This window comes from Acinetobacter sp. ANC 4173 (assembly GCF_004331255.1).
Lineage (GTDB): Bacteria > Pseudomonadota > Gammaproteobacteria > Pseudomonadales > Moraxellaceae > Acinetobacter.
Window position 1 is genome coordinate 1 of the sequence record NZ_SJOF01000009.1, and the last position, 25,584, is coordinate 25,584.

Below are 25,584 nucleotides of genomic sequence, written 5' to 3' on the forward strand. Positions count from 1 at the left end.
AAAGAGAAATTAGCCAATTCAAAAAACTCATCCTATTAAATAGATATTTGAGAAATTTTGGTTGTGCATATTGCAAGATAAAACCCCATCTAAAAACTGACATTGCACCCAGTTTTGCGCTATGCTGTGCAGCAAACTTTTAACCGTTGTTCCTAAATACGTTTATGACTACTCATATTGACCCTGAATATCAAGCTAGTGCGATTGAACCCTCTGTCCAACAAGACTGGGAAAATCGTAAAGTCTTTAAAGTTGCCGACACTGTCGAAGGTCCTCATCGTTACATTCTGTCGATGTTCCCTTACCCAAGTGGCAAGCTGCATATGGGTCATGTGCGTAACTATACCATTGGCGACGTCATTAGCCGTTTCCATCGCTTAAAAGGTGAAACAGTATTGCAACCTATGGGTTGGGATGCTTTTGGTTTGCCGGCTGAAAATGCAGCAATTGCACACCAAGTTGCACCTGCAAAATGGACCTTTGAAAACATCGCGTATATGCGTGACCAATTAAAAAAATTAGGCTTGTCTGTCGATTGGGATCGTGAATTTGCAACCTGCACACCAGAATACTACCACTGGGAACAATGGTTATTTGTTCAGCTTTATAAGAAAGGCCTAATCTATCGTAAGCTTTCAACCGTGAACTGGGACCCAGTAGACCAGACGGTGTTAGCCAATGAACAAGTTGAAAATGGTCGTGGTTGGCGTTCAGGTGCATTGGTTGAAAAACGTGATATTCCAATGTACTACTTCCGCATCACTGACTATGCGCAAGAATTATTAGACGATTTAGATACCTTAAAAGATGGTTGGCCACAACAAGTCTTGACCATGCAACGTAACTGGATTGGTCGCTCTACAGGCATGGAAATTACTTTCCCTTCTGCGAACACTGAAATCTATGCAGATAGCTTAACCGTTTACACCACGCGTGCTGATACTTTAATGGGTGTGACTTATGTTGCCGTTGCAGCAGAACACCCTATGGCACTGAAAGCGGCGGAAAACAATCCTGAACTTGCTGCATTTATTGAAGAATGTCGTATGGGCTCAGTGGCAGAAGCTGATTTAGCCACGGCTGAAAAGAAAGGCATGGCAACAGGCTTGTTTGTAAAACACCCTGTAACCGGTGAAGAGCTTCCTGTCTGGATCGCAAACTACGTATTAATGTCTTATGGTTCTGGCGCAGTGATGGCGGTTCCTGCACATGATGAACGTGATTTTGAATTTGCCAATAAATTCAACTTAGCAATCAAGCAAGTGATTGATGCCAAAGGTGCTGATGATGCTGAATACTCAGCAACTGAATGGCAAGAATGGTACGGCTCGAAAGATGGTAAATTGGTGAATTCTGGCGAGTTCGACGGTTTAGAATTCCAAGCTGCGTTTGATGCTTTCCTTGCAAAATTAGAACCACAAGCTTTAGCGAATTCAAAAGTTCAATTCCGTTTACGTGACTGGGGTGTATCTCGTCAGCGTTACTGGGGTTGCCCGATTCCAATGATCAACTGTGACAAGTGCGGTCAAGTCACCGTTCCAGAAGATCAATTGCCAGTCGTGTTACCAACTGATGTCGTACCAGATGGTTCAGGCAATCCGTTGAACAAAATGCCTGAATTCTATGAAACTAAATGTCCTTGTTGTGGTGGTGATGCACGCCGTGAAACCGATACTTTAGATACTTTCGTAGAATCTTCTTGGTACTATGCACGTTACGCCTCTCCAGACTTTACTGGCGGTATGGTAAAACCAGAAGCAGCACAATCTTGGTTACCAGTCAATCAATATATTGGTGGTGTTGAGCACGCGATTCTGCACTTACTTTATGCACGTTTCTTCCATAAATTGATGCGTGATGAAGGCGTGGTACAAGGCAACGAGCCATTTACCAACTTGCTTACTCAAGGCATGGTTTTGGCAGATACCTTCTATCGCGAAGCAGAGAATGGCAAGAAAACGTGGTTCAACCCTGCCGACATCGAATTAGAACGCGATGAAAAAGGTCGTATTCTTTCGGCAAAATATTCAGGTGATGGTCAGGAAGTTGTCATCGGCGGACAAGAAAAAATGTCTAAGTCGAAAAACAACGGCATTGACCCACAAGCGATTATTGATCAATACGGCGCAGATACAGCACGTGTGTTTATGATGTTCGCTGCCCCACCAGATCAATCATTAGAATGGTCAGATGCAGGTGTTGAAGGTGCAAACCGCTTCTTGAAACGCGTTTGGCGTTTGACGACTGGTTTCCTTGAAAAAGGGCATCAAGCCACTGCAATTGATACAGCAACTTTGTCGAAAGACGCGCAAGACTTGCGTCGTAAAACGCATGAAACCATTCAAAAAGTGGGGGATGACATCGAACGTCGTCATGCGTTTAATACGGCAATTGCAGCATTGATGGAATTACTCAATGCCAGCAATAAGTTCGAAGCGAAAGATGATAATGATGTTGCAGTAGCACGTGAAGCCATCATCACATTGTTGACTTTACTTGCACCATTTGCCCCACATTTAAGTCAAACGTTATTGACTCAGTTTGGCATTGAACTGACGCAAAGCTTATTCCCTGTTGTCGATGAATCTGCATTAACGCGTAATACTCAAACGATTGTGGTGCAAATCAATGGTAAATTACGTGGTAAATTAGAAGTGTCTGTAGATACATCAAAAGATGAATTATTGGCACTGGCGAAAGCCTTACCAGAAGTACAACAATTCTTAACTGGACCAACCAAGAAAGAAATTGTAGTGCCAAATAAATTAGTGAATTTGGTGGTTTAAAGCCTTAAAGCCTCCCTTTTATAAAGGGCGGTTTGGAGGGATTTTATTAGAAAATCTCCCCTAACCCCTCTTTCAAAAAGAGGGGGAAACGAGAAGGAATAAACAAAACCCAAACAAAGCCCGTTTTAATTTAACAGGCTTTGCTACTAAAATCAGATCAGTCCAATCAATTTGTATTACCCTGCTGAGTCAGCATTTACAGAGGAAAACACATGCATTTAGGCAAACGTTTCGCAACTCTTATTTTAACTTGCGGTCTAGGTGCAGGTTTGGTGGGCTGTGGTTTTCATTTGAAAGGAACTCAACCTTCTGCGAATCCAGTAGCATATGCACAGATGAGTTTATCTTTGCCTAAAGACACGGAAAAATTAGAAGAAAAATTATCTATTTATTTAGGTGCTGCCAATGTTCAACTCAGTAACAGCCCGAATGCTTACCGTTTACATGTGTATAGTTATACGCCTGTGCGCCAAGAGCTACGCGGTAAACTGATTGAAACCTTACTGCGTCTGAATGTGACCTTCCGTATTGAAGATGCTCAGGGCAATCCTGTGACTGAAATGCGTACCGTGACTGCATCACGTAGCTACCAATATAATTTGGCAACGGTCAACACCGATGACCAAGAAGAAAAATTCTTAAAAGATGTACTTGTGGATGATGTCGCACAACAAATTGTGCGACAAATTTCATCAAACCGTTTACCTAAAGTTACTACCACAACAACACAACCTTAATTGTTATGAAACTCGACTATTTGCAGGCCCTTAAACGCATTGCTGAAGCACGTGGTGCATGGGTGCTGCATGGTCAAGAACCGCTGCTCGAACAGAATCTACTCGATGCCTTTCGTAAAAGCTGGCACGAACAAAATATTGAACGTCAACGCTATGACATATCCAATGTGAGTGATTGGAAAACAGTTTTCAATGCCTTGAACAGTTTGTCTTTATTCTCTACGCAACTCGCAATTGAGGTGCATGGCAACATCAAACCTGATGCCAATGGCATTAAACTACTCACCCAATATCTGCAACACAATGAACAGAATTTATTGTTGATTGTCATGCCGAAGCAAGACAGCAACAGTTTAAAATCTGGCTTTTTTAAAGTGATTGATGCCAATGGGGTAAATGTCAACTTAACTGCCCATTACCCACAAGATCGACAACGAATTTTGGCGGTTGAAGCGGAAAAACTCGGCATTGAATTGGCCAACAATGCATGGCAATCGCTTGAACAGCATCACGAGCATAATTTACTGGCAGCAAAAAACAGCCTAATGCGGGTCCGAGATACCTTTCCTGATTTAGCACAAATTGGTATCGAACAACTGCTTGCCTGCCTGCAAGATCAGTCACGGTATAGCACCTTTGATTTAAGTGATGCCTTACTCGAAGGTAACTTTGCTCAAGCCGTGAAAATTTACCAATATCTTCTGGCTTCGGGCGAGCCGATGAGCTTGTTGCTGTGGAGCATCAGTAAGGAAATGCGTCTTTTGATGCAGCTTTTTGAACAACCACAAAATGCACTACAGCTCGGGATTTGGAAAACCAAAGTGAGTCTTTATCAACAAGCCTTACGCCGACTAAATCCGAAACAGTTTCTCACTTGGCCCACACTTTTATTAAGAATAGATGCATCCATTAAAGGTTTAAGTCAGGAAAACCCTGAACAACTGATCTTACAAGCCATCGGCATGCTTTGTGGTAAAAATTTATTTTTAAATTAAAAGCCAAAAATTCAGCCAAACTGATAGATCTAGCTAAAGAAGCGTGCAAACCAGCTTTTGCCTTTTTTCTGCTCCTGAGTACGTAAATAGTGCAACATATTGTCACGTACTGCATCCACATAATCCTGATCATCATGCTGAATATGGTTAATTAACCATTTAGACAATAGACGATGTAAATCATGTTCAACCGATTCCCCTTCAGCAAAGCGTTGGCGACAATCATTCAAACGTTTGACGAATAATTCATGAATGCCTCGATGCGAGGGTAAATATTGATAATTGACTTGCTTGAGCAAGTTTTCTTCAAAACTAAAATGCGATTGGGTATAGTCTATCAAATCATCTAACACCTCTCTAATTTGGTTGCGCTGCCCGCTTATGCGGATCTGATCCAACGTATTAATATATTCCAGAATTTGTCGATGCTGATTGTCAATCACCTCAATCCCAATATTAAACTTTTCACTCCACTCCATGATTTCCCTCACATTATTTTCATCAAGTTATTTTTTATTACAGCAACCCATTTAGGTTTTATCTTTAATCAAAAAAACCATATTTTTTTTATGGGATTAAATCTTATCTGCTTTTTAGTCCTAAATCTATAGAAAAAAAAAGTGTAAATTTTCAGTGGGGGAGCATTCATGTAAGCTGGTGATAAAACATAAAAATCTTATCGTTTAATGCAGCTTATAATCATCGATCATGCATCATTTAAGAATCATGACTAAAAAAGCGGATAGATTCCGCAAAATAGAGTAAAGAATAGTTATCATTTACAAATTGATAGAAAATCCACGATTTATCCGCATTTCACTTTTATACTAGGCAGGATTATTTTTACTCCCTGACTCCTATGCCAAAAATAAAATCTTTTAGAATTATTATCGCACTGCTCTGTGTTGCTTTACTCGCTTATTTGGCTTGGAGCTATTTCAAACCCAAACAAGAACAACCGCAATATATTACCGAAAGCGTCACACGCGGTGATCTTGAAAATACCGTATTGGCAACAGGAACTTTAGATGCCACCAAACTGATCAGTGTCGGTGCGCAGGTGTCAGGGCAAGTACAGAAAATGTATGTGCAGTTAGGCGATGAAGTAAAACAAGGTCAACTGATTGCCCAGATTGATTCCACAACACAAGAAAATAGCTTTAAAACTGCTGAAGCCAACATCAAAAATTTAGAAGCTCAGCGCTTACAACAAGAAGCCAATCTGAATGAGGCACAACTGGCCTATAAGCGTCAACAACAAATGTTTGCTCAAGATGCGACCTCTAAGGCGGAACTGGAGTCTGCGGAAGCAAGCTTTAAAACTGCACAAGCACAAATTAAAGCCATTGATGCGCAGATTGAATCTGCAAAAGTCACCAAATCTACGGCGCAAACCAACATTGGTTATACTCGTATTCTGGCACCAACCGACGGAACAGTGGTTGCCATTGTGACGGAAGAAGGTCAAACGGTGAATGCGAATCAAAGTGCACCAACCATAGTCAAAATTGCCAAATTACAAAATATGACCATTAAGGCACAGGTCAGTGAAGCCGACATTATGAAAGTCGAAAAAGGCCAACAGGTCTACTTCACGACTTTGGGGGATGACAGTAAACGTTATGCCACCCTACGTCAGATTGAACCTGCACCCGACTCGATTAGTGATGACAGCAGCACCAGTACTTCAAGTTCATCAAGTACCGCAATTTACTATAATGCTTTATTTGATGTGCCAAACCATGATGGCAAACTACGCATTGATATGACCGCACAAGTGTACATTGTGCTCGATTCTACACAGAATGCACTTTTGCTTCCTTCTTCAGCCATTTCTAATCGTCCTGTAAACAATAAGCAAAATAGTGCTGCCAAGGCACAAGCCGCATCCGCTGCTGAAAGCAAATCTGACACAGACCGTACACAAGCTCCTAAGCTTGAACGCCTGAATTTAACCGCTGCTCAGCAACAACTGATTAAACAAGGTAAAGCGAGCTTAAGTGTCGTTCGTGTATTACAAGCCGATGGTTCAGCCCAATCGAAACAAGTCCTGATCGGAATTAATAACCGTGTGAATGCACAAGTTCTGGCAGGTCTAAAAGAAAATGATCAAGTGGTGATTGCAGACAGTTCTGATACCTCAGCAGCCTCAGCCAACAGCAGCAATAAACGTCGTAATGGTCCACCAATGGGAATGTAAGCATGACAAAAAAAGCCTTGCTTGAAGTCAGCAATTTGGTACGAGAATTCCCTGCTGGTGAAAGTACTGTTCAAATTCTCAAAGGGATTGATCTGACCATTTACGAAGGCGAACTGGTTGCGATTGTCGGTCAATCGGGTTCGGGTAAATCGACCTTAATGAATATTTTGGGTTGTCTAGATCGTCCTACCTCTGGCAGCTATCTGGTCAAAGGCAGAGAAACTGGGCAACTCGAACCCGATCAACTGGCTGAACTACGTCGTGAGTATTTCGGATTCATTTTTCAGCGCTACCATTTACTCGGTGATTTAACCGCTGAAGGGAATGTTGAAGTTCCTGCCATTTATGCGGGCATCACACCGTATGCACGTAAACAACGGGCAACTGCTCTACTCACGGAACTTGGACTGGGCAATAAAACCCAGAACCGTCCGAGTCAGCTCTCGGGGGGGCAGCAACAGCGGGTATCTATTGCACGCGCGCTGATGAATGGTGGCGATGTGATTCTTGCCGATGAACCTACAGGGGCTTTAGACTCACACAGCGGTGTTGAAGTCATGCGCATTCTGCGTGAATTAAATGCGGCGGGACACACCATTATTTTGGTCACACATGATATGCAAGTGGCTAAAAATGCCTCGCGGATTATTGAAATCAGTGATGGACAAATTATTGCCGATCGCGTAAATCAGCCTGAACATGATACTGAATTACATCATGATCCTGATGCTGAAACTGCAATTTCAGCACAGCAAGAAAAAAATAAAAGTGTTTCGGCATGGCGCTCCCTGCTCGATCGCCTAGGTGAAGCCTTCCGTATGGCGATCCTGTCCATGAATGCACATCGTATGCGCACCTTTCTGACCATGCTCGGGATTATTATCGGGATTGCCTCGGTCGTGACTGTAGTGGCTTTAGGCAATGGCTCTCAAAAACAAATTTTAAGTAATATTAGTAGCTTAGGAACAAATACCATTACGGTCTTCCAAGGTCGAGGTTTTGGTGACAATTCCAAAACTGCCAATTTTAAAACCTTGGTGCCCAGTGATGCCGACGCGCTTGCCACCCAACCGTATGTCAGTGCGGTCAGTCCCATGGTGAGTTCATCGAAAACCATTCGCTATCAACAAAATGAAGCCAGTGCCACCATTAATGGTGTCGGGGGTGATTATTTCACCGTCAAAGGTCTCACTTTCAAAAATGGGCAAACCTTTGATCAACGGAGTGTGCGTGACCGTACCCAAGATGTCGTGATTGACACCAATACCCAAAAGCAATTTTTTAGTGATGGTAGTAATCCGATTGGACAAGTGATCTTACTCGGTAGTGTACCTGGGCGGATTATTGGTATCGTGGAACCTCAAACCAGTGCCATGGGTTCCGATGACACCCTAAACGTATATATGCCTTACACCACGGTCATGAGCCGTATGCTGGGTCAGACAAACGTGCGTAATATCATTGTGCAAATTAATGATCAATACTCCACCAGCGCAGCTGAAAATGCAATTGTGAACTTATTGACCTTGCGTCATGGTCAACAAGATATCTTTACCATGAACAGTGACAGTATTCGTCAAACCATTGAAAAAACCACCAGTACCATGACCTTATTGGTTTCTGCTATTGCCGTGATTTCATTGGTGGTTGGCGGAATTGGCGTCATGAATATTATGTTGGTCTCGGTCACCGAACGGACGCAAGAAATTGGCGTACGGATGGCAGTGGGTGCACGTCAGAGCGATATTTTACAACAGTTTTTAATTGAAGCTATTTTAGTCTGCTTAATTGGCGGGGTCTTGGGGGTATTACTTTCTCTTGGCTTAGGTCAAATCATTCAAAAATTTGCAGGTGGTAATTTTGGGGTTGCCTATTCAACCACCTCGATTATTGCCGCATTTGTGTGCTCGACGTTAATTGGTGTGGTGTTTGGTTTCTTACCTGCAAAAAGTGCAGCCAAACTCGACCCTGTTGCAGCACTTGCTAGAGAATAAGGACAAATTATGCAGTTTTCATTTACACGTCTGTGTACGGCAATGCTACTCGGTAGTACTTTAGTGGGTTGTGCGGCTGTGGTTAAAACACCTTATCAAGCACCCAGTGTACAAACGCCTGCTCAGTTCCAATATGGTCATGCGACTGCACAACAACGACAATCATCCGTCTATGCCGATCAATGGTGGACATTGTTTGGCGATGCGCAACTGAATCAACTGATTGATGCCGTATTAGCAAAAAATACCGACTTGGCTGTTGCAGGTATGACCTTAAAACAAGCACGCTTGCAAGCAGATTTAACTGCGAATCAGCAAAAACCGCGCATCAATTCCACAGTTTCTACTGGACATCAATTCGACTTAAATTCTGGTGATGACAACTCTAGCGGGCTATCTTTAGGTGCAGGGCTCAGTTATGAGTTGGATTTATTTGGTAAATTAGCACGACAAACCGAAGCTAAAAAATGGGAAGCACTGGCGACTGAACAGGATTTGCAAGCCACGGCACAAAGCCTGATTGGCACCACAGCCAAACTGTATTGGCAATTGGCGTATTATCATGAAAGCCGTAGTACTGCACAGCAAAGTCTTGCGACGTCGCAAAAGCTGTATGATTTAGTCAAAGTACAGTATCAAGCAGGTGCTGTTTCTGGTTTAGAACTGACCCAAGCCGAGCAATCAGTACAAAGTCAGAAAGCCAGTCTCAGTCAAATTCAGCAAAACTTAGTCGAGACACGTACTGCGCTGGCTGTCCTGCTGCATATGCCTGTACAACAACTGAATATTCAGGAACCACAGCGTTTGCCACAACTGGCTTTACCGACCATTGCAGCAGGCTTACCTGCCGATATCCTGTCACGTCGACCAGATTTAAAAGCAGCTGAATTACGCCTGCGTGAGAGTCTGGCCACCAAAGATGCCACCACTGCGAGCTATTATCCTTCCATCAGCTTAACTGGAAATTTAGGCAGCAGTAGTACCTCTTTAACGCAACTTTTGCGTAATCCTGCCCTGACTTTAGGTGCCAGTTTAAGTCTGCCATTTTTGCAATATAACGATATGAAAAAAGATATGGCGATTAGTCAATTGGACTATGAAAAAGCCATTGTGCAATATCGTCAGAGCTTATATCAGGCCTTTGGCGATGTTGAAAATGCCTTGTCTGCACGCAGTGAACTGGATCAACAAGTCAAGCTACAACAGCGTAATTTAGAACTGGCAGAAAAAGCCGAACGCTTAACTGATGTGCGTTATCGTTATGGTGCGGTGGCCTTGAAGAATTTACTGGATCAACAAGAAACCACGCGTAGTGCCCGTTTGACTTTGGTTAATACCAAACAAAGTCAATACAACGCCTATGTCACGCTGATGCAGGCTTTAGGTGGGAGTCCTATTCAACAATTACCTGAATAAATGAAATTTAAAGACATAAAAAAACGGCACTTCACACGCGTAGTGCCCGTTTGACTTTGGTTAATACCAAACAAAGTCAATACAACGCCTATGTCACGCTGATGCAGGCTTTAGGTGGGAGTCCTATTCAACAATTACCTGAATAAATGAAATTTAAAGACATAAAAAAACGGCACTTCAAGTGCCATTTTTTTATCGCCGAAGCAATCAGTCATCACCCATCATATCAGGGCTCATACCAACCGTATTGAAACCAGCATCTACATACATGATTTCACCAGTAATCCCGTTTGCCCAAGGTGAGCAAAGGAACAATGCTGCATTACCCACATCTTCAATGGTCACATTGCGTTTAAGTGGTGAAATTTTTTCATTGGCATCTAACATCTTACGGAATGATTTAATGCCTGAAGCCGCTAAAGTACGGATTGGACCCGCTGAAATTGCGTTAACGCGAATACCTTCAGCACCCAAGCTAGACGCCAAGTAGCGTACGCCTGCTTCTAAAGATGCTTTTGCCATACCCATCACGTTGTAATTCGGCATAACACGCTCAGAACCTTGGTAAGTCAAGGTCAATAGACAGCCCTGACGTGCCAATAGCAATGGCTTTGCTGCACGTGCCATCGCAATAAAGCTATATGCACTGATGTCATGTGCAATACTGAAACCTTCACGATCGGTAACATCGGTGAAGTCGCCATCTAAAGTATGTGCAGGTGCAAAACCGATAGAGTGAACTACACCATCTAGACCATCCCAGTGTTTCGCCAATTCAACGAATGCTTGGTCAATTTCTGCATCCACAGCAACATCACAAGGAAATACCAATGTTGAGCCAAATTGCGCCGCAAATTCATCAACACGCTTTTTAAGTTTCTCATTCGGATAGGTAAATGCCAGTTCCGCACCTTCACGATGCAATGCTTGAGCAATACCAAATGCAATCGACAACTTACTTGCAATACCTGCAATCAGAAAGCGTTTTCCCGCTAGTAGTCCGTGTGACATGTGAATCTCACTTAAAATAATTTAGGATGAATAATGCCAAGTCTGGCATCAGAACAAAATTGCAAAATGCGCCTTTTTTTCAGCAAATCACAGATTCATAACAATTCACCCTGCCAAAGCAGGGTGAATATGAATTGAACTAAAAAATATTAACCCACATTAATTAGTCATCGCCTTGAATCAGACTCAATAAGCGCATGAATGAGTAATACATCCAGACCAAAGTCGCCAATAACGCAATCGCAGATAACCATTCCATAGACTTTGGTGCATGTTGGGCTGCACTGCTTTCAATCAAGTCAAAATCAAGAATGAGATTTAAAGATGCAATCACCGCCACAAAAGCAGCAAAACCAATGCCTAACCAGTTACTTTCAAAGATATACGGCACACTTGAACCAAAGGCTAAACGCATGGTGAGTTGCACCACAAACACGATTGCAATGGCAATGCTGGCAGAAAGTACAACCGATTTAAATTTTTCTGTGGCACGCACAATTTGTAAACGATACAAAGTAAACATCACCAAGGTCGTCACAAAAGTTGCCAATAATGCCTGCAATGGTACGCCGGGGAATTTCAATTGGAAAATAACCGAGACACCACCTAAAAAAGCACCTTCAAAAAACGCATAGGGAATGGCGAGAATTTTCGCGGTATCAGGTTTAAATGTGGTGATCAGTGCCAAAATAAATCCACCAATCGCACCGACAACCGCAGCGCTATAGGCAATGGAAATATTTAGGGTCATAAAACTGTAGAAGAAAATACCTAAACCCAGCACCGCGGCAATTAAAGTCAACAATACAGACTTTTGAATCGCACCTTGCACGGTCATCGGCTGGCTGTAATCTGCGTAAACTTCGACGCGATTGAGTATGGGATTATTACTTTGCATATTTAAACTCTTTTTTATAATTTAAAATGAATAAAAACAAAAACTTGTACTTTACTTTAGATCAACTTAAAGCCGTACACCCTCTAGCTTGATGTAGAAAATATAACCTAAAAATATGACAGACTAAAATAAAAATGGGGTTTAACACCCCATTTTCAGCCAATATCGATTTAGTCTTTATTCATGATAAAGAAGTATTCACGATAATATTTTAGTTCTGCAATCGAATCGCGAATATCATCCATGGCTAAATGTGAGGCATTTTTCTTTAGCCCACTCATAATTTCTGGGCGCCAACGCTTTGCCAACTCTTTCACTGAAGATACATCCAAGTTACGGTAATGGAAGTATTGTTCCATTTCAGGCATTAAACGATGTAAAAAACGGCGATCCTGACAAATCGAGTTACCACACATTGGCGAGCTCTTTGGATTGACCCATTTTTTTAAGAACTCAATGGTTTGCTGCTCAGCATCTCGTGCTGTCAATTTACTACGACGCACACGTTCAATCAGACCCGACTGACCATGTTGACGGGTATTCCACTCATCCATGGCATTCAGGATTAAATCCGATTGATGCACAGCCAATACTGGACCTTCCGCCAAAATATTCAAATGATCATCGGTCACAATCGTTGCAACTTCAATAATTTGGTCGTTATCGGTATCTAGACCTGTCATTTCAAGGTCAATCCAGATCAGGCGAGTATCAGGCGTGCTGCTCATAAATGTGCAATCTTATTGGCTGTAAAAACATTTATAGTAGCAAATTAATACCCTGAATGCTGTAATTCATCCCCCGCTTCATGCTATTTTTGCCATCTTGAATTCATGGTTTTTAGGATATGAATGGCTTTAATTCGTAAACGTCGCTTAACTGAACAGCAGCAGCGTCGTATTCAGAAACAGCAGAAAACACGTCAAGAAGAAATTGACACTTCAAATGATCTGGAAGGGTTAGTGGTTCAACACTACGGCCGCCAGCTTGAGGTACAAGCCTTGTCGGTGCCAGACATGCATCCTGAAAAACCCAATGTGCAAGATGGTGAACCAGAACCGTTTTGGAAACCGATTGAATTGGACAGCATTTGGCGTTGCCATACTCGTACCAATCTTGAATTGCTGGTGACGGGTGATCGGGTCAAATGGCAAGCCGATCCGAATACGGGACTCGGTATTATTACCGCCATCCATCCGCGTCGTTCCTTACTGACCCGTCCTGACCGTTATCATAAAGTGAAACCCGTCGCGGCCAATATCAGTTTAATTGTGATTGTGTTTTCACCTTTACCAGAACCTGCACCCACATTAATTGATCGTTATTTGGTGGCATGTGCCGATGCCGATATTCCTGCCTTATTGGTCCTGAATAAAACCGATTTACTCAAAGAAAATGATCCTATTCTGGATATGCTCAAAGAATATCAAGATCTGGGCTATGAAGTGATGCAATGCCAATCTACAGGTGATCTCAGTGCTTTAGCACAGCGTCTTGAAGGTGAAACGGTCGCTTTTGTTGGACAGTCTGGGGTGGGTAAAAGTTCATTAATTAATACCATGGTTCCGAATGCCGCGCAAAAGACCAACATTATTTCTGAAAACTCGGCTTTAGGTCAGCACACCACCACCTCAACGCGTTTAATTCCTTTTGGACAAAGTGCATCACTGATTGACTCACCAGGAATTCGTGAATTTGGTTTATGGCATCTGACCACTGAAAAAGTGCAACAAGGCTTCCCTGAAATTCAAAATCAGTTGGGCTATTGTCAGTTCCGTAACTGTACCCATAAACATGAAAAACAGTGTGCACTGCGTGTAGCTGCCAGTAATGGTGAAATTTTACCCCGTCGTTTAGACAGTTTTTTACGTTTAATGGATGAAATTGCTGAAGCACAGCAAAAAAATTAGACTTTCTGTCTGTCCTCCCCTTGAAGCGGTGATTTTGATCACCATATTTATGAGCTATACTCTAGGCAATTTTGAATTGTAATTAGGTGATTTGTGGAACGTTGGTTGGAATTTATGGGGAATCACCCCTTTTTATTTGGAACACTTGGGGCATTAGTGGTGTTGTTCTTCGTTTTAGAAGGTCAGCGCAACGGTCGCAAAATCTCTCCACAGTCTTTAGGTATTTTAGTGAAAGCAAAAAATGCCATGTTGATTGATTTACGTGATACAAAAGACTTCCGCGAAGGTCACATCAGTGGCAGCCGTAACATTCCCTACAGCCAAATTGCAAGCCATGTCGAAGAGTTAAAAGCTGCGGAACGTCCATTGGTATTTATTTGCAACCTTGGTCAAGTCGCAGGGACAGCTTTGCAACAAGTTGGTCATGTGGATAGCTATCGTTTAGATGGTGGTATTAGCAACTGGAAAGCGCAAGGCTTACCTTTGGTAAAAGCGAAATAATTGCTTAAGGAGACTCTAATGGCTGAAGTAACGATTTATTCTACAACTGTATGTCCTTACTGCGTTCGTGCGAAACAACTTCTTGAGCGTAAAGGCGTTGAATACAAAGAAATTAATTTATCCAATGAAGCGCCTGAAGTACGTGTAGAACTCATGCAACGCACGAATCACCGTACTGTTCCACAAATTTTTATTGGTGACCAATTTATTGGCGGGTTTGACCAGCTTTATGCTTTAGAGCGTGATGGTCAACTTGACGGATTATTGGCTTAACCATAAAGCATAGTTCAAATTGATATTAAGGATTTAAGAATGAGCGAAGAACAACAAGTTCAACCACAATTGGCACTCGAACGTATTTATACTAAAGACATTTCTTTCGAAGTTCCTGGCGCACAAGTCTTCACCAAAGAATGGCAGCCAGAACTCAATATCAACCTTTCTTCTTCTGCAGAAAAGATTGATCCAACCCATTTCGAAGTGTCTTTGAAAGTTGTTGTTCAAGCAAATAATGCGGGTGAGACGGCATTTATCGTTGATGTGACTCAAGCAGGGATCTTCCTGATTGATGCCGTTGAAGAAGAGCGTCTTCCATATATTTTAGGTGCATACTGCCCGAACATTTTGTTCCCATTCTTGCGTGAAGCAGTGAACGATATGGTTACCAAAGGCAGCTTCCCTCAATTGCTGTTAACGCCAATCAATTTTGATGCTGAGTTCGAAGCAAATATGCAGCGCGCTCAAACAGCTATGGCTGAAGGTCAAGCATAATTCCAGACCTTTGCATTGCAAAATCATGGATTCAAAAAAGGCTGAATAGATTGTATTCAGCCTTTTTTATTGCGCTGCATTCATGCATCTAAAGGTCAAATTCACTCTCATTCCATACACTTTTTTGCTTGGAGGCAACCGATGCAGCCAGTAGCGTTGGGTTTCATCTTTCATAACCAGTAAACTGCCATGTGCCAGTAGCAACTCCACTTTTTCTTGGGTCTGCTTGTGCTTAAAAGCAAATTTTCGCTCTGCCCCCAAACTTAAAGAAGCAATTGCAGCATGCTGTTTCAGTTCTCGTTCGGCATCACTATGCCACGCCATCCCTTCTTCCCCCGAATGATATAAATTCAGCAAACAGGCATTAAATTTCTCACCCGTTTTAGCTTCGACCAACGCTTTCAGTGCCAACAGCTCAGGCGTCCACGGCAATGCCTGTTTGGTGGTTTTGGAGTAGGTATAGGAAAAAGCCTGATCGGCATACCACGCAACTTTGCGTTTGGTCACAATGGTCTTGCCAAAAATCACCGCCAGATCATTTTGCCAAGCGACACTTTCTAACAGTCGCTGAAAATAATGATCTGCCAAAACACTATCCATAATTTGACCGTAGTAATGCACACAGCCCTGATAGGGCAGTAAATTCAGGCTAGCATCAAATTCAACTGGAAATAATGACATTTAAAACTCTTCTACATTGGCATAAAGCTGGGCACTTTCCCAGCCAATCATCGCCGTCTTGCGGGTTGTTCCCCAATGATAATTGCCGAGCACACCTGACGCTTGAATAACCCGATGGCACGGAATTAAAAAAGCCACAGGATTATGTGCCACCGCACTCCCTACCGCACGTGCTGCTTTGGGTTGCTCAATCTGCGATGCTACGTCACGGTAACTCGCCAGTTGTCCCGCAGGAATTTTGAGCAAACTTTCCCATACCTTTAATTGAAAGGCTGAACCTTTTAAATGCAGTTTTATGTGCTGTATGGAGTTGGGTTGCACCGTCAACACAGCCAGAGCGCGTTGCTGCATTTCATCCGTCTGTTCAATATATTCAGCATGAGGAAACTTGGCTTTTAATTCATTCAGGGCTTGCTCATTCTGTTCAACAAAAGTTAGTGTACAAATTCCTTTTGGTGTGGAAGCCACCAAAATGCACCCAAATAATGTTTCTGCAAAACTATAAAAAATCTTTAATCCAGCCCCACCCTGTTTATATTCAGCGGGGGTCATCCCTTCAATTTGAATAAATAAATCATGTAAACGACTGCCACTGGATAATCCTGTGTCATAGGTCGCATCTAAAAGTGAATGCGATGCTGTTGAGGTTAAAATCGACTTGGCATGTTCCACACTGATATATTGCAAAAATTTCTTAGGACTGGTGCCAGCCCATTCACTGAATAGGCGCTGAAAATATGCAGGACTTAAATGTACATGTGCGGCTATATCGTCTAGCGTTGGCTGGTGCTGAAAATGTCGCTGAATATACTCAATCGCTTGCGCCACCCGCTGATAATGCTGTTGTGAAGACATATTCATTCATCCTTACAGATTTCTTTTTCACTTTAGCAATTCTTGCTGTGGCTGAAAATCTGAATCATGCTCAGTTTGAATCATCCCCCCTAATTTATCAGACATAAAAAAACTGTACCGATGAAGGTACAGTTTTAGATCTATCGCTGAGATAATTACCCAAGATCAATGTGCATAGTATTTATGACCTTGATCACGTAACTCGCCAATTTTTTTCCCTTGCTTTTTCGCTTCATCTAATTTACCTGCTTGTGCAAGTGCTTTTGATTTGTCAATTTCTACAATAATTTGATCGAATAAAGCGCTTGAACTTGGCACTTTTGCAGCGGTATGTGCAGTCAATTTATATTGCTTGGCATGTACAGCAGCACCGCGCATATTGTTCAAGGCACTGGTTGCAGCTTGTGGGGTTGAAGCTTGGTTGAAGGCTTTATAATTTTTCCCAAGGGTTTTCATATCATCTTCTAGACCGGCTGCCATAACGGTATTGCTTAAGAGCAAAGATGACAACATTACAACGGTGGCTAAAGTTTTTTTAATCATGAGGATGTCCTATCAAAAACTGTGGCTATGGTTTATTTATCTTGGGCAAATAGACAGAATTACATATCCTGTACTGCGGTTTGCATTGCCTGTTTAGCATACATAAAAAATGCAACGGATTCGTTGCATTTTGATAAAAATTTCACCCGTCTATTTGGCTTGATGATGCTGTAATGCATCGTGCATCGCTTCTACCAACTGTTGTGCAATCTCTTGTTTTGAGGCTTTTTCTAAATCGCGCTTGTCCATATGGTATTGATTGGCAAAAAACACCGTCATGGCATTTTCATCCGATGCAAAACCAATATCAGCACGTGACACATCATTACAAGCAATCATATCCAGCTTTTTAGCGACCAGCTTACCTGCTGCATATTCTTCAACATTACGTGTTTCTGCGGCAAAGCCGACCATAAACGGACGCTTTTGTTGCTGGGCAATAGTCGCCACAATATCTGGGTTTTTCACTAAAGCGACATTCAGCTCATCACCCGATTTTTTAATTTTATGTTCAGCGACTTCAGCAACGCGATAATCGGCGACCGCAGCTGTGGCAATGAAAATATCACAGCCTTCTTCCAACATTTGCATGCTGGTATTCAACATTTGAATCGCAGAGGATACGTTAATACGGCGTACCCCATTTGGAGTATCTAAACTGACAGGGCCTGCAATTAAAGTCACTTTTGCCCCAGCCGCATAACAGGCAGCCGCCAAAGCAAAGCCCATTTTGCCTGTACTGTGGTTAGAAATATAACGCACAGGGTCTATTGCTTCACGAGTTGGACCCGCAGTAATCACCACATGTTTACTCGCCAATAGACCAAATTTTTCAGCGATTGCACGTTGTGCTTTATGGAAGTATTGCGTGACTTGATAAGCCAAATCTTCTGGCTCAGGCATACGGCCTAACCCCACATCCCCACATGCTTGTGAACCAGCTTCTGGCATAATCACATGCACGCCATCTTCAATCAGCGTATTTAAATTACGCTGCGTGGCTTTGGCTGCCCACATCTGCTGATTCATGGCAGGTGTAACCCAAACTGGTGCTTTGGTCGCAAGATATAATGTACTGAGCAAATCATCTGCCAAACCTGCGGCAAACTTGGCTAAGGTATCGCAACTGGCTGGTGCCACCAACAATAAATCTGCCCAACGGGCTAATTCAATATGTCCCATACCAGCTTCGGCTTCTGGATCGAGTAATTCGGTATGTACGGGATTGCCAGACAAGGCTTGAAACGTCAGTGGTGTAATAAAGGCCTGCGCACCATGCGTCATCACCACACGGACATTAAATCCCTGATCTTTAAGTCGACGAACGAGGATGGCACTTTTATAGGCTGCAATTCCGCCTGTAACAGCCAAAATGATGTTTTTATTTGGAATTACACTTAAATCAAAGCTCACAAACAGTATACCTTTCTGTTGCAGTGGCGCTCACAATAGCATTAAATATCCGCATACCCAAGTGATTGACTGGGTTAAAACTTGATAATAAACATGAAAAAGCGCAACAAAAATGAATCTATCGATCAAACATTGGCCCGAACAAGAGCGTCCACGTGAACGCTTATTACAACAAGGGGCGAATAGCCTTTCAGATGCCGAATTATTGGCTATTTTTCTGCGCTCTGGCTCCAAACAACATTCAGCGGTTGAATTAGCCCGACTGCTGATTCGTCACTTTGGTGGGCTAGCGCCGATTCTGAATGCTGAACTCCCCCAACTCAGTCAGTTTCATGGGATCGGTGCCACTAAATATTCGCAACTGATGGCGGTGAAAGAACTGGGACGACGCTATGTGGCGCAACAATTACAACAACACCGTTTAGAAATCCAAAACTCTTCACAATTACTTGACTATCTACGCTTTGAACTCTTGGGAGAAACGCAGGAAGTATTTGCCGTTCTGTGCCTAGACAGTCAGTTACGCAAACTACATTTTAAAAAACTCTTCTTTGGCTCACTGAATAATTGTACCGTCTCTCTAAATCAATTACTGCGTTACGCCTTGCAACAGCAAGCCAGTTCTATAGTCATTGCACATAATCATCCTTTAGGACATGCCCTGCCTTCGGCGGCGGATATTGCCTTAACCCAACAAATTACACAGGCCTGTAAACTGCTTGAAATACAATTATTGGATCATTGTGTCATCGCTGCGACAGGCAGTTTTTCGTTTGCTGAGCAGGGCTTGATCAAGTCCACTTAAAGCTTTTCAAGCAATATTGACAAAACCTAAACGACAGCTGAAGATCAATCCAAAATAAATGATGAAAACCACCACATGATTGTGCGAGAACAACCCGACGTCTTTAAACTATTATTTTCATGGCGCGGTACAATCCTTCCGAAAGTTTTACCACCCTTAGGCGTGGTCATGCTCATTTCTACTATCGTGGGTGGTGTATCGCACATGGGATATTTTCATTTTCCTGAACTGCCCTTGGTTGGCTTCACCTTAATTGGCGTTGTACTGTCTATTTTCCTCGGGTTTAAAAATACCGCTTGTTATGACCGCTGGTGGGAGGCACGTAAACTTTGGGGCATGTTAATTGCCAATGCACGCCACTTTGACCGTAACTGTCGTATTCTGACGCAGGCACGGCGCGAGCGAGTCATTCAACATGTGATTGTCTTTGCTAATGTATTGCGCGACCGACTGCGTCATCAAACTGAAAACCCAACCGAACTCACTGAAACCACAGGTTTAAGCCCGCAAGCGTTGGCACAACTGTATCAACAGGTCAATGCACCGCAATACACCCTCAGTCTAATTCAATGGGAACTGATGCAAGCCTTAAAAGAAGGGGAAATTTCTGACATTATTTATGCACAAATGAATGAACATGTGGCGGAAATGAGTTTGGTACAAACAGGCTGTGACCGAATTGCCACCACTCCCTTACCTTTTGCCTATTCTGTATTGCTGAACCGTACCGTGTATTTCTTTTGTTTCATGCTACCGTTTAGTTTAGGCGCAACGTTAGGACTGGCTACGCCATTACTGGTCGGGATCTTGGCCTATACCTTTTTGGGTTTAGATGCCTTAAGTTCAGAAATTGAAGAACCATTTGGTACACAAAGTAATGATTTACCGTTAGATGCAATGGTACGTACCATTGAAATTGAATTGCTCGGCACCTTGGGTAAGCCGACTCCACCGCCCATTCAAGCACAGGATAACAATCTTTTATAAAGCCAACCATTCAAAATCAGCTGTCCTCTTTGTAGAAAAAGAAAGACGAGATTAAACAAATATTTAAAAACCAAGATCAGGAGTCAGGCTGTGATTAAAATTTTAGGGCGTACAGATTCCATCAATGTTAGAAAAGTCCTCTGGTTATGTGATGAGCTAGATTTACCTTACCAGCGTGAAGATTGGGGGCGTGGCTTTCGCTCCCCACAAGAATCCGAGTTTTTGCAATTAAATCCGAATGCCACCATTCCTGTACTGATTGATGATGAGCTAATTCTTTGGCAGTCTAATTCGATTATTCGTTACTTGGCCAATGCTTATGCTGGCACAGCACTTTATCCGACAGAGCCGAAAACACGTGCGCTTATTGATCAATGGATTGACTGGCAAGGGATTGAACTCAATAACAGTTGGGTCTACGCCCTGATGCACCTTATTCGGAACTCTCCCGAGCACCAAGACTTGCAGGAAGTTGAAAAAAGTATTCAAGCATGGAACAGTATGATGCTGATTTTAGAAAACCAACTCGCAAACACTCAGGCGTATGTCGCAGGTCAGCAGTTTTCATTGGCAGATATTCCGATTGGGCTTTCTGTACAACGTTGGTATTTAACGCCTTTTGATAAACCAGATACACCACATATCAAAAACTACTATGACCTTTTAAGTCAACGAGAAGCTTATCTAAAATGGGGCAATAACGGTCAAAACTAATTCAGCATGTTTGCTTGTAAATTAAAACATGGGTATTACTGAAACTGTTCCCAAATTCCGACTTGTTCTGCTTTCATCACAGGCGTATGTCCCAGTTTAATCCATGGCATATTTTCACCATGAAAATCACTGCCTACGGACACTTTTAAACCCTGTTCCGCAATTATACGATCCACCATTTGACGGGTCGCAGGTGGGTCAATTTGCGGTGGTAATTCCACTGCATCCCCACCAGACTGCGCAAACAACTCAATTAAATAGCGGACATTGGTTGCCGATAAATCATATCGGGTAGGATGTGCCAAAACCGCAAAGCCACGACTGGCATGAATGGCCTGAATCGTTTGTTGCAAACCCAAGCCATCAAACTTTACATAAGCCTTCTTGCCTTCTTTAATATATTTATCAAAGGCTTGCTGCGCACGACTGACAATCCCCTTTTCCACCAAGGTTTTCGCAATGTGGCTACGCGTGACGCGATCTGCTTCACCCTCGACTTTGGCCAGTACATCTGCATAAATATCCTGACCAATCAAAGGTGTCAGCAGACCACAAATCTGCGCACCACGTTCAGCTCGAATCTGTTTCTGTTGTTCTAAGACAGCCAATAAAGGCTCAGGATGCTGCATATTCAGTGCAACAATATGTACGCTATAACTTTTTTTTGTGGCTGGACGCGACCATTGACTGGAAATTTCAACCCCAGAGATTAACTTCAGACCATAAGCATGCGCAGTTGGTTCTGCCAATGCCAAACCATCCATCGTATCGTGATCGGTCAATGCCAGCGTATGAATACCTTTTTCATGTGCGGCATGGATCAGTTGCTCTGGTGACAAAGTTCCATCAGAAATATTACTATGTGTATGTAAATCTACGCCAAGCATCACTTATACTATGCCATTTATTTAAACAGATTCAGATACTCTAACATGAAAGCACTTTTAGACTTTGTGCCACTCATTATTTTCTTTTATTTATATAAGACTGTAGATCCGAAAGATACCGAGCATCCTTTATTGCAATTGATCGGTTCTGCCGGCGGTATAGACAATAATAATATTTTAGTGGCAACAACGGGCTTAATTCTTTCCATGCTGGTGGTGTATGGCGCATTGTTCATCATGCAAAAATTCCGTTTAGACAAACAACAGTGGATTGTGTTGTTTATGACGGTGATTTTTGGTGGCATTACCTTAATGCTCAGTGATGATTTCTATATCCGCCTAAAAGCAGCCATTCTAAATATGGTCTTTGCTGGTGCTTTCTTGTTATCTCCGTATTTTAGTAAAGACCGTAGTCCGCTCATCAAACGCCTATTTGCCCCCATTTTTAATTTGGGTGAACTGGGCTGGAAAAGACTCAATTACGCTTGGGCAGGCATGTTTGCGGTCATGTCTGGCTTACATGTCTTTTTTGCTTTCTTATTTATGAATGGAAAATATTGGGGTGAATTTACCGCTTTTGGTGACATGCTAGTGATGTTTTCCTTTATCATTATTCAGTTTATTGTATTACGTAAACATTTTAAGTCTTCCGAAGATTAATATTCGTTTCGTGCGCAGAGAATCATCATGCCATTATTTGTTGTGACTTGTACCGATCAAGACGGTACTGTAGAAAAACGCCTTGCGGTACGCCCTCAACACCTCGCACGTTTAGAGCAATTAGATGCTGAAGGCCGCTTAATTGTTGCAGGTGCGATGCCTAAAGATCCAAGCAATCCACAAGCAGGTTTTTATGGCAGCACCATCATTGTCAATTTTGACAGCCGTGAAGCACTCGATACTTGGCTACAAGACGAGCCTTTCTTAAAAGAAGGTGTCTATGCTCAAATTGAGGTTAAACCTTTTAACAAAGCGTTTCCTAAAGGATAAAATTCATGCGCGCTGTTGTTCCTAGTTTACTGGGTCTTTCTTTATTGTGTTCTACAGCTTGGGCGGTAGAACCTGCACCAACCTCTCCAGCTCCTGCTGTAGCCTCTGCTGCACCGACAGCGCCACCGCAAACCCTTCCTGCGAACAAACCGCGCGTGATTCCGGCAGTAGCAACGGTGAATCCAAATGGACAACCGCAAGAGGTTCAACCCCTTACAGCAGAACAACTTGCCAAAAATAAAGCCTTGCAAGATTTAAAAATCAAAGCTTTGGTCAAAGACCAATCCGTACGCCTACAACAATTGGAAAAAGCCAATTTAGAAGCATTGGCTCAAAACCAAGAATTACAATTAAAAAATGATAATTTAGGTGTGCAAGTTCAAGTGCTACAAAGTGAACGTAGTGCGCAGATGTTTATTTATGGCGCTGTCACACTCGCAGTTGGCGTACTCTTGGGTTTCTTAATTGCCAGTTATGCGCAATCTAAACGTCGCCGCCAATGGTAATTTTCTACGCTGAAATCATATAGGTTGCTACTTTTGTCACATGCAATACAAACGGCCGATCTCGATTGGGATCTCGTCGATGGCATCGAAGTGCCCGTTTCTAAACAATTTGGCGATGTGTATTTTTCTAAAGACAATGGTTTATTAGAAACGCGTCATGTCTTTTTACATGGCAATGATCTCAGCCTGCGTTTGGCAAATTTAAGCGACTATGAATACTTTTCTATCGGCGAAACAGGTTTTGGTACGGGCTTAAATATTCTGGCGCTATGGCAAATGTGGCAACAATATCGTCCCGATAACCAGAGTCATTTACATGCCATAAGCGTGGAAAAGTTTCCACTGTCCAAGCTAGACTTAATTCGTGCTTTAAATGCCTGGCCTGAACTCAAGCCTTTAGCCCATCAACTGATTCAACAATATCCTTTACCGCTTGCAGGTTGTCATCGCCTGAGTTTTCCTGAAGAACGCTTTAGTCTTGATCTGTGGTTAGGCGATGCGCATCAGGTTTTCCCACAAATGGAAAAACTTCATCCTGTCAATGCGTGGTTCTTAGATGGTTTTGCTCCGTCCTGTAATCCAGATATGTGGCAAGAACAGGTGTTGAATCATATCGTGCGCCTGTCCGACTACGGAACGACTTTTGCCTCATTTAGCGTTGCAGGGGTATTAAAACGTGGACTAAAACAGCATGGTATTCAGATCACTCGTCCACGTGGCTTTGGGCATAAACGGGAAATGCTGAAAGCCTGTTGGTTAAAACCAGAATCCTCATCGGAAAGTGCTGCTACGCCTACAGCACCCAATCCAGTTGATGCAATGCTGCCTAAGCAACGTCACATCGCGATTGTCGGCGCTGGCATTGCAGGTTTAAGTTGTGCTTGGGCTTTTGCCCAACGTGGACATCAAGTCACTCTGTATGATCAAAGTGAGCCACTGGCAGGCGGTTCTGGGAATCCCTTGGCTTTACTCAATCCTAAATTGTGCCCGATTGAGCAAAGCCATGAACACTTGATGACCTTGGCATGGCAACACGCACTGCGCCACTATGCTCAATTTCAGGCATTTCGCCCGATTCAAGTCAATCAGATGGCATTAAAAAATGCGGAAGATTTATTGGGCTTAGCCGCTGAATATCCAGAACACGTGCTGAGCACCTCTGTAGCACAGGACAGTGCCATTCCAACAGCATTTCCGAGCTTAAATCTGTTACAGGCAGGTGTGGTCGCTCCGCATACGTTACGCGATCAAATTTTACAGCACCCCTTCATTCAGTTTCAGCAAGCCACCATCAAAAACTTCGGTGCCAATCCAACTGTCCAGATCTTTGATACACAGGATCAGTGTCTGGGTGATTTTGATCATGTGATTGTGTGCTGCGCGCGCGACAGCCAAGCCTTTTTTGAAAATTTCCCCCTCCTCAAACCAATTCGTGGTCAGGTCAGTTGGGTTCAAAATCAAACTCAAGCCCTTGCTAGCGATCAGGCCTATAGCTATGGTGGCTATTGTATGCAGCTTGATGCTGAGCATTTAATTCTGGGTGCATCCTTTTATCCTAATCGGGATGATTGTGAAGTTCTCGCAGAAGACCATGTGCATAACTTCAATCTTATCCACAGTGTATTTCCAAGTTATGCACATTCTTTGCCTCCGACCTCAACTTGGCAAGGTCGCGCTTCCGTCCGCGCACAGACCAATGACTATTTCCCCGTACTGGGTCGCTTGGATCAGACCAAAGAAATTTATAGCTTGGCGGGGTTAGGTTCTAAAGGCTTTTTATTTGCACCACTCTGTAGTGAATTACTGGTCGCGCAGATTTTATCTGAAAGCAGTCCAGTTCCTAGCAGCCTGATGCGCAAATTAGATATCAAACGTTTTATGAAAAAGCAGAAAGTGAAGAAGCCTTATTATCAAGCTACGAATACACTGCCATCTCAAACTCAGTAAGCAGATACGTGGTGCTCTGTTGTTTTCTTTATGCCAT

The 25,584-nt window shown here is 42.8% G+C and carries 26 protein-coding genes and 1 pseudogene; 18 read left to right on the forward strand and 9 right to left on the reverse strand.

Annotated features, from left to right (window positions below; all coding sequences use genetic code 11):
- Positions 1–164 precede the first annotated feature (164 nt).
- From leuS to holA, 3 genes are all read left to right on the forward strand, one after another.
- Positions 165–2,786, forward strand: coding sequence for a leucine--tRNA ligase (gene leuS, locus E0H94_RS11240; protein ID WP_131326617.1), 2,622 nt, complete (start codon positions 165–167; stop codon positions 2,784–2,786).
- 212 nt (positions 2,787–2,998) lie between these two features.
- Positions 2,999–3,523 (forward strand): LPS assembly lipoprotein LptE, encoded by a 525-nt coding sequence (gene lptE / locus E0H94_RS11245; protein WP_131326618.1) that lies wholly within the window; start codon positions 2,999–3,001, stop codon positions 3,521–3,523.
- Between the two features lie 5 nt (positions 3,524–3,528).
- Positions 3,529–4,518, forward strand: coding sequence for a DNA polymerase III subunit delta (gene holA / locus E0H94_RS11250; RefSeq protein WP_131326619.1), 990 nt, complete (start codon positions 3,529–3,531; stop codon positions 4,516–4,518).
- Between the two features lie 29 nt (positions 4,519–4,547).
- Here the strand turns inward: holA and E0H94_RS11255 are convergent, their stop codons facing one another.
- Entirely contained in the window at positions 4,548–4,997 is a 450-nt protein-coding gene (locus E0H94_RS11255; protein ID WP_131326620.1) for a bacteriohemerythrin, read from the reverse strand.
- 380 nt (positions 4,998–5,377) lie between these two features.
- On the opposite strand from E0H94_RS11255, the gene E0H94_RS11260 reads away from it, so the two are divergent.
- The 4 genes and pseudogenes from E0H94_RS11260 to E0H94_RS19005 form a co-directional block, all read left to right on the forward strand.
- Entirely contained in the window at positions 5,378–6,718 is a 1,341-nt protein-coding gene (locus E0H94_RS11260; protein ID WP_131326621.1) for a MacA family efflux pump subunit, read from the forward strand.
- Between the two features lie 2 nt (positions 6,719–6,720).
- Entirely contained in the window at positions 6,721–8,712 is a 1,992-nt protein-coding gene (locus tag E0H94_RS11265) for a MacB family efflux pump subunit (protein ID WP_131326622.1), read from the forward strand.
- A 9-nt stretch (positions 8,713–8,721) separates the two neighbouring features.
- Positions 8,722–10,128 carry an efflux transporter outer membrane subunit gene (locus tag E0H94_RS11270; protein WP_131326623.1) on the forward strand — a complete coding sequence of 469 codons (1,407 nt, stop codon included), beginning with the start codon at positions 8,722–8,724 and terminating at the stop codon, positions 10,126–10,128.
- A gap of 35 nt (positions 10,129–10,163) precedes the next feature.
- Positions 10,164–10,274, forward strand: a pseudogene (locus E0H94_RS19005) (hypothetical protein); the annotation flags it as partial.
- Between the two features lie 61 nt (positions 10,275–10,335).
- On the opposite strand, the gene E0H94_RS11275 reads toward E0H94_RS19005, so the two are convergent.
- From E0H94_RS11275 to orn, 3 genes are all read right to left on the reverse strand, one after another.
- Positions 10,336–11,139: an enoyl-ACP reductase gene (locus tag E0H94_RS11275; protein WP_131326624.1), complete on the reverse strand. Its 804-nt coding sequence runs from the start codon at positions 11,137–11,139 to the stop codon at positions 10,336–10,338.
- Between the two features lie 163 nt (positions 11,140–11,302).
- Positions 11,303–12,037, reverse strand: coding sequence for a Bax inhibitor-1/YccA family membrane protein (locus E0H94_RS11280; RefSeq protein ID WP_131326625.1), 735 nt, complete (start codon positions 12,035–12,037; stop codon positions 11,303–11,305).
- A 170-nt stretch (positions 12,038–12,207) separates the two neighbouring features.
- Positions 12,208–12,765 (reverse strand): oligoribonuclease, encoded by a 558-nt coding sequence (orn, locus tag E0H94_RS11285; RefSeq protein WP_116760500.1) that lies wholly within the window; start codon positions 12,763–12,765, stop codon positions 12,208–12,210.
- Positions 12,766–12,888: 123 nt separating this feature from the next.
- Here orn and rsgA point away from each other — a divergent pair, with 123 nt between their 5' ends.
- The 4 genes from rsgA (at position 12,889) to secB (ending at position 15,219) form a co-directional block, all read left to right on the forward strand.
- Positions 12,889–13,947, forward strand: coding sequence for a ribosome small subunit-dependent GTPase A (gene rsgA / locus E0H94_RS11290; protein ID WP_131326626.1), 1,059 nt, complete (start codon positions 12,889–12,891; stop codon positions 13,945–13,947).
- 93 nt (positions 13,948–14,040) lie between these two features.
- Positions 14,041–14,448, forward strand: a complete 408-nt coding sequence (locus E0H94_RS11295) for a rhodanese-like domain-containing protein (RefSeq protein WP_131326627.1) — start codon at positions 14,041–14,043, stop codon at positions 14,446–14,448.
- 18 nt (positions 14,449–14,466) lie between these two features.
- Positions 14,467–14,721 (forward strand): glutaredoxin 3, encoded by a 255-nt coding sequence (grxC, locus tag E0H94_RS11300; protein ID WP_131326628.1) that lies wholly within the window; start codon positions 14,467–14,469, stop codon positions 14,719–14,721.
- Between the two features lie 39 nt (positions 14,722–14,760).
- Complete coding sequence (gene secB, locus E0H94_RS11305; RefSeq protein ID WP_116760505.1) at positions 14,761–15,219, forward strand: protein-export chaperone SecB; 459 nt, start codon at positions 14,761–14,763, stop codon at positions 15,217–15,219.
- 66 nt (positions 15,220–15,285) lie between these two features.
- Here the strand turns inward: secB and E0H94_RS11310 are convergent, their stop codons facing one another.
- From E0H94_RS11310 to coaBC, 4 genes are all read right to left on the reverse strand, one after another.
- Positions 15,286–15,900 (reverse strand): alpha-ketoglutarate-dependent dioxygenase AlkB family protein, encoded by a 615-nt coding sequence (locus E0H94_RS11310; RefSeq protein WP_131326629.1) that lies wholly within the window; start codon positions 15,898–15,900, stop codon positions 15,286–15,288.
- Entirely contained in the window at positions 15,901–16,755 is an 855-nt protein-coding gene (locus E0H94_RS11315) for a bifunctional transcriptional activator/DNA repair enzyme AdaA (RefSeq protein ID WP_131326630.1), read from the reverse strand.
- 165 nt (positions 16,756–16,920) lie between these two features.
- Positions 16,921–17,298, reverse strand: a complete 378-nt coding sequence (locus E0H94_RS11320; RefSeq protein ID WP_131326631.1) for a cytochrome b562 — start codon at positions 17,296–17,298, stop codon at positions 16,921–16,923.
- A gap of 150 nt (positions 17,299–17,448) precedes the next feature.
- A complete protein-coding gene (gene coaBC / locus E0H94_RS11325; protein ID WP_131326632.1) occupies positions 17,449–18,711 on the reverse strand; it encodes a bifunctional phosphopantothenoylcysteine decarboxylase/phosphopantothenate--cysteine ligase CoaBC in 1,263 nt (420 codons plus the stop codon).
- Between the two features lie 112 nt (positions 18,712–18,823).
- Here coaBC and radC point away from each other — a divergent pair, with 112 nt between their 5' ends.
- From radC to E0H94_RS11340, 3 genes are all read left to right on the forward strand, one after another.
- Complete coding sequence (radC, locus tag E0H94_RS11330; protein WP_131326633.1) at positions 18,824–19,516, forward strand: RadC family protein; 693 nt, start codon at positions 18,824–18,826, stop codon at positions 19,514–19,516.
- A 75-nt stretch (positions 19,517–19,591) separates the two neighbouring features.
- Complete coding sequence (locus tag E0H94_RS11335) at positions 19,592–20,503, forward strand: bestrophin family protein (protein ID WP_016166241.1); 912 nt, start codon at positions 19,592–19,594, stop codon at positions 20,501–20,503.
- A gap of 90 nt (positions 20,504–20,593) precedes the next feature.
- On the forward strand, positions 20,594–21,217 hold the full coding sequence (locus E0H94_RS11340; RefSeq protein WP_131326634.1) for a glutathione S-transferase family protein: 624 nt from the start codon (positions 20,594–20,596) through the stop codon (positions 21,215–21,217).
- A 35-nt stretch (positions 21,218–21,252) separates the two neighbouring features.
- Here the strand turns inward: E0H94_RS11340 and E0H94_RS11345 are convergent, their stop codons facing one another.
- The gene (locus E0H94_RS11345; RefSeq protein WP_131326635.1) at positions 21,253–22,104 is read right to left on the reverse strand and encodes a PHP domain-containing protein; all 852 of its coding nucleotides are present in this window, start codon (positions 22,102–22,104) and stop codon (positions 21,253–21,255) included.
- Positions 22,105–22,149: 45 nt separating this feature from the next.
- On the opposite strand from E0H94_RS11345, the gene E0H94_RS11350 reads away from it, so the two are divergent.
- Genes E0H94_RS11350 through mnmC form a run of 4 tightly spaced genes read left to right on the forward strand, consistent with a single transcriptional unit; the run spans position 22,150 to position 25,547 of the window.
- Positions 22,150–22,764, forward strand: a complete 615-nt coding sequence (locus E0H94_RS11350; protein ID WP_131326636.1) for a septation protein IspZ — start codon at positions 22,150–22,152, stop codon at positions 22,762–22,764.
- 27 nt (positions 22,765–22,791) lie between these two features.
- On the forward strand, positions 22,792–23,094 hold the full coding sequence (locus E0H94_RS11355) for a YciI family protein (RefSeq protein ID WP_131326637.1): 303 nt from the start codon (positions 22,792–22,794) through the stop codon (positions 23,092–23,094).
- A gap of 5 nt (positions 23,095–23,099) precedes the next feature.
- Positions 23,100–23,600, forward strand: coding sequence for a hypothetical protein (locus E0H94_RS11360; protein ID WP_131326638.1), 501 nt, complete (start codon positions 23,100–23,102; stop codon positions 23,598–23,600).
- A gap of 33 nt (positions 23,601–23,633) precedes the next feature.
- Complete coding sequence (gene mnmC, locus E0H94_RS11365; RefSeq protein ID WP_131326639.1) at positions 23,634–25,547, forward strand: FAD-dependent 5-carboxymethylaminomethyl-2-thiouridine(34) oxidoreductase MnmC; 1,914 nt, start codon at positions 23,634–23,636, stop codon at positions 25,545–25,547.
- Positions 25,548–25,584: the final 37 nt, after the last annotated feature.

Coding starts and splice junctions, on each gene's coding strand:
- leuS (WP_131326617.1), top strand. CDS start 165: ATGACTACTCATATTGACCCTGAATATCAAGCTAGTGCGATTGAACCC.
- lptE (WP_131326618.1), top strand. CDS start 2,999: ATGCATTTAGGCAAACGTTTCGCAACTCTTATTTTAACTTGCGGTCTA.
- holA (WP_131326619.1), top strand. CDS start 3,529: ATGAAACTCGACTATTTGCAGGCCCTTAAACGCATTGCTGAAGCACGT.
- E0H94_RS11255 (WP_131326620.1), bottom strand. CDS start 4,997: ATGGAGTGGAGTGAAAAGTTTAATATTGGGATTGAGGTGATTGACAAT.
- E0H94_RS11260 (WP_131326621.1), top strand. CDS start 5,378: ATGCCAAAAATAAAATCTTTTAGAATTATTATCGCACTGCTCTGTGTT.
- E0H94_RS11265 (WP_131326622.1), top strand. CDS start 6,721: ATGACAAAAAAAGCCTTGCTTGAAGTCAGCAATTTGGTACGAGAATTC.
- E0H94_RS11270 (WP_131326623.1), top strand. CDS start 8,722: ATGCAGTTTTCATTTACACGTCTGTGTACGGCAATGCTACTCGGTAGT.
- E0H94_RS11275 (WP_131326624.1), bottom strand. CDS start 11,139: ATGTCACACGGACTACTAGCGGGAAAACGCTTTCTGATTGCAGGTATT.
- E0H94_RS11280 (WP_131326625.1), bottom strand. CDS start 12,037: ATGCAAAGTAATAATCCCATACTCAATCGCGTCGAAGTTTACGCAGAT.
- orn (WP_116760500.1), bottom strand. CDS start 12,765: ATGAGCAGCACGCCTGATACTCGCCTGATCTGGATTGACCTTGAAATG.
- rsgA (WP_131326626.1), top strand. CDS start 12,889: ATGGCTTTAATTCGTAAACGTCGCTTAACTGAACAGCAGCAGCGTCGT.
- grxC (WP_131326628.1), top strand. CDS start 14,467: ATGGCTGAAGTAACGATTTATTCTACAACTGTATGTCCTTACTGCGTT.
- secB (WP_116760505.1), top strand. CDS start 14,761: ATGAGCGAAGAACAACAAGTTCAACCACAATTGGCACTCGAACGTATT.
- E0H94_RS11310 (WP_131326629.1), bottom strand. CDS start 15,900: ATGTCATTATTTCCAGTTGAATTTGATGCTAGCCTGAATTTACTGCCC.
- E0H94_RS11315 (WP_131326630.1), bottom strand. CDS start 16,755: ATGTCTTCACAACAGCATTATCAGCGGGTGGCGCAAGCGATTGAGTAT.
- E0H94_RS11320 (WP_131326631.1), bottom strand. CDS start 17,298: ATGATTAAAAAAACTTTAGCCACCGTTGTAATGTTGTCATCTTTGCTC.
- radC (WP_131326633.1), top strand. CDS start 18,824: ATGAATCTATCGATCAAACATTGGCCCGAACAAGAGCGTCCACGTGAA.
- E0H94_RS11335 (WP_016166241.1), top strand. CDS start 19,592: ATGATTGTGCGAGAACAACCCGACGTCTTTAAACTATTATTTTCATGG.
- E0H94_RS11345 (WP_131326635.1), bottom strand. CDS start 22,104: ATGCTTGGCGTAGATTTACATACACATAGTAATATTTCTGATGGAACT.
- E0H94_RS11350 (WP_131326636.1), top strand. CDS start 22,150: ATGAAAGCACTTTTAGACTTTGTGCCACTCATTATTTTCTTTTATTTA.
- E0H94_RS11355 (WP_131326637.1), top strand. CDS start 22,792: ATGCCATTATTTGTTGTGACTTGTACCGATCAAGACGGTACTGTAGAA.
- E0H94_RS11360 (WP_131326638.1), top strand. CDS start 23,100: ATGCGCGCTGTTGTTCCTAGTTTACTGGGTCTTTCTTTATTGTGTTCT.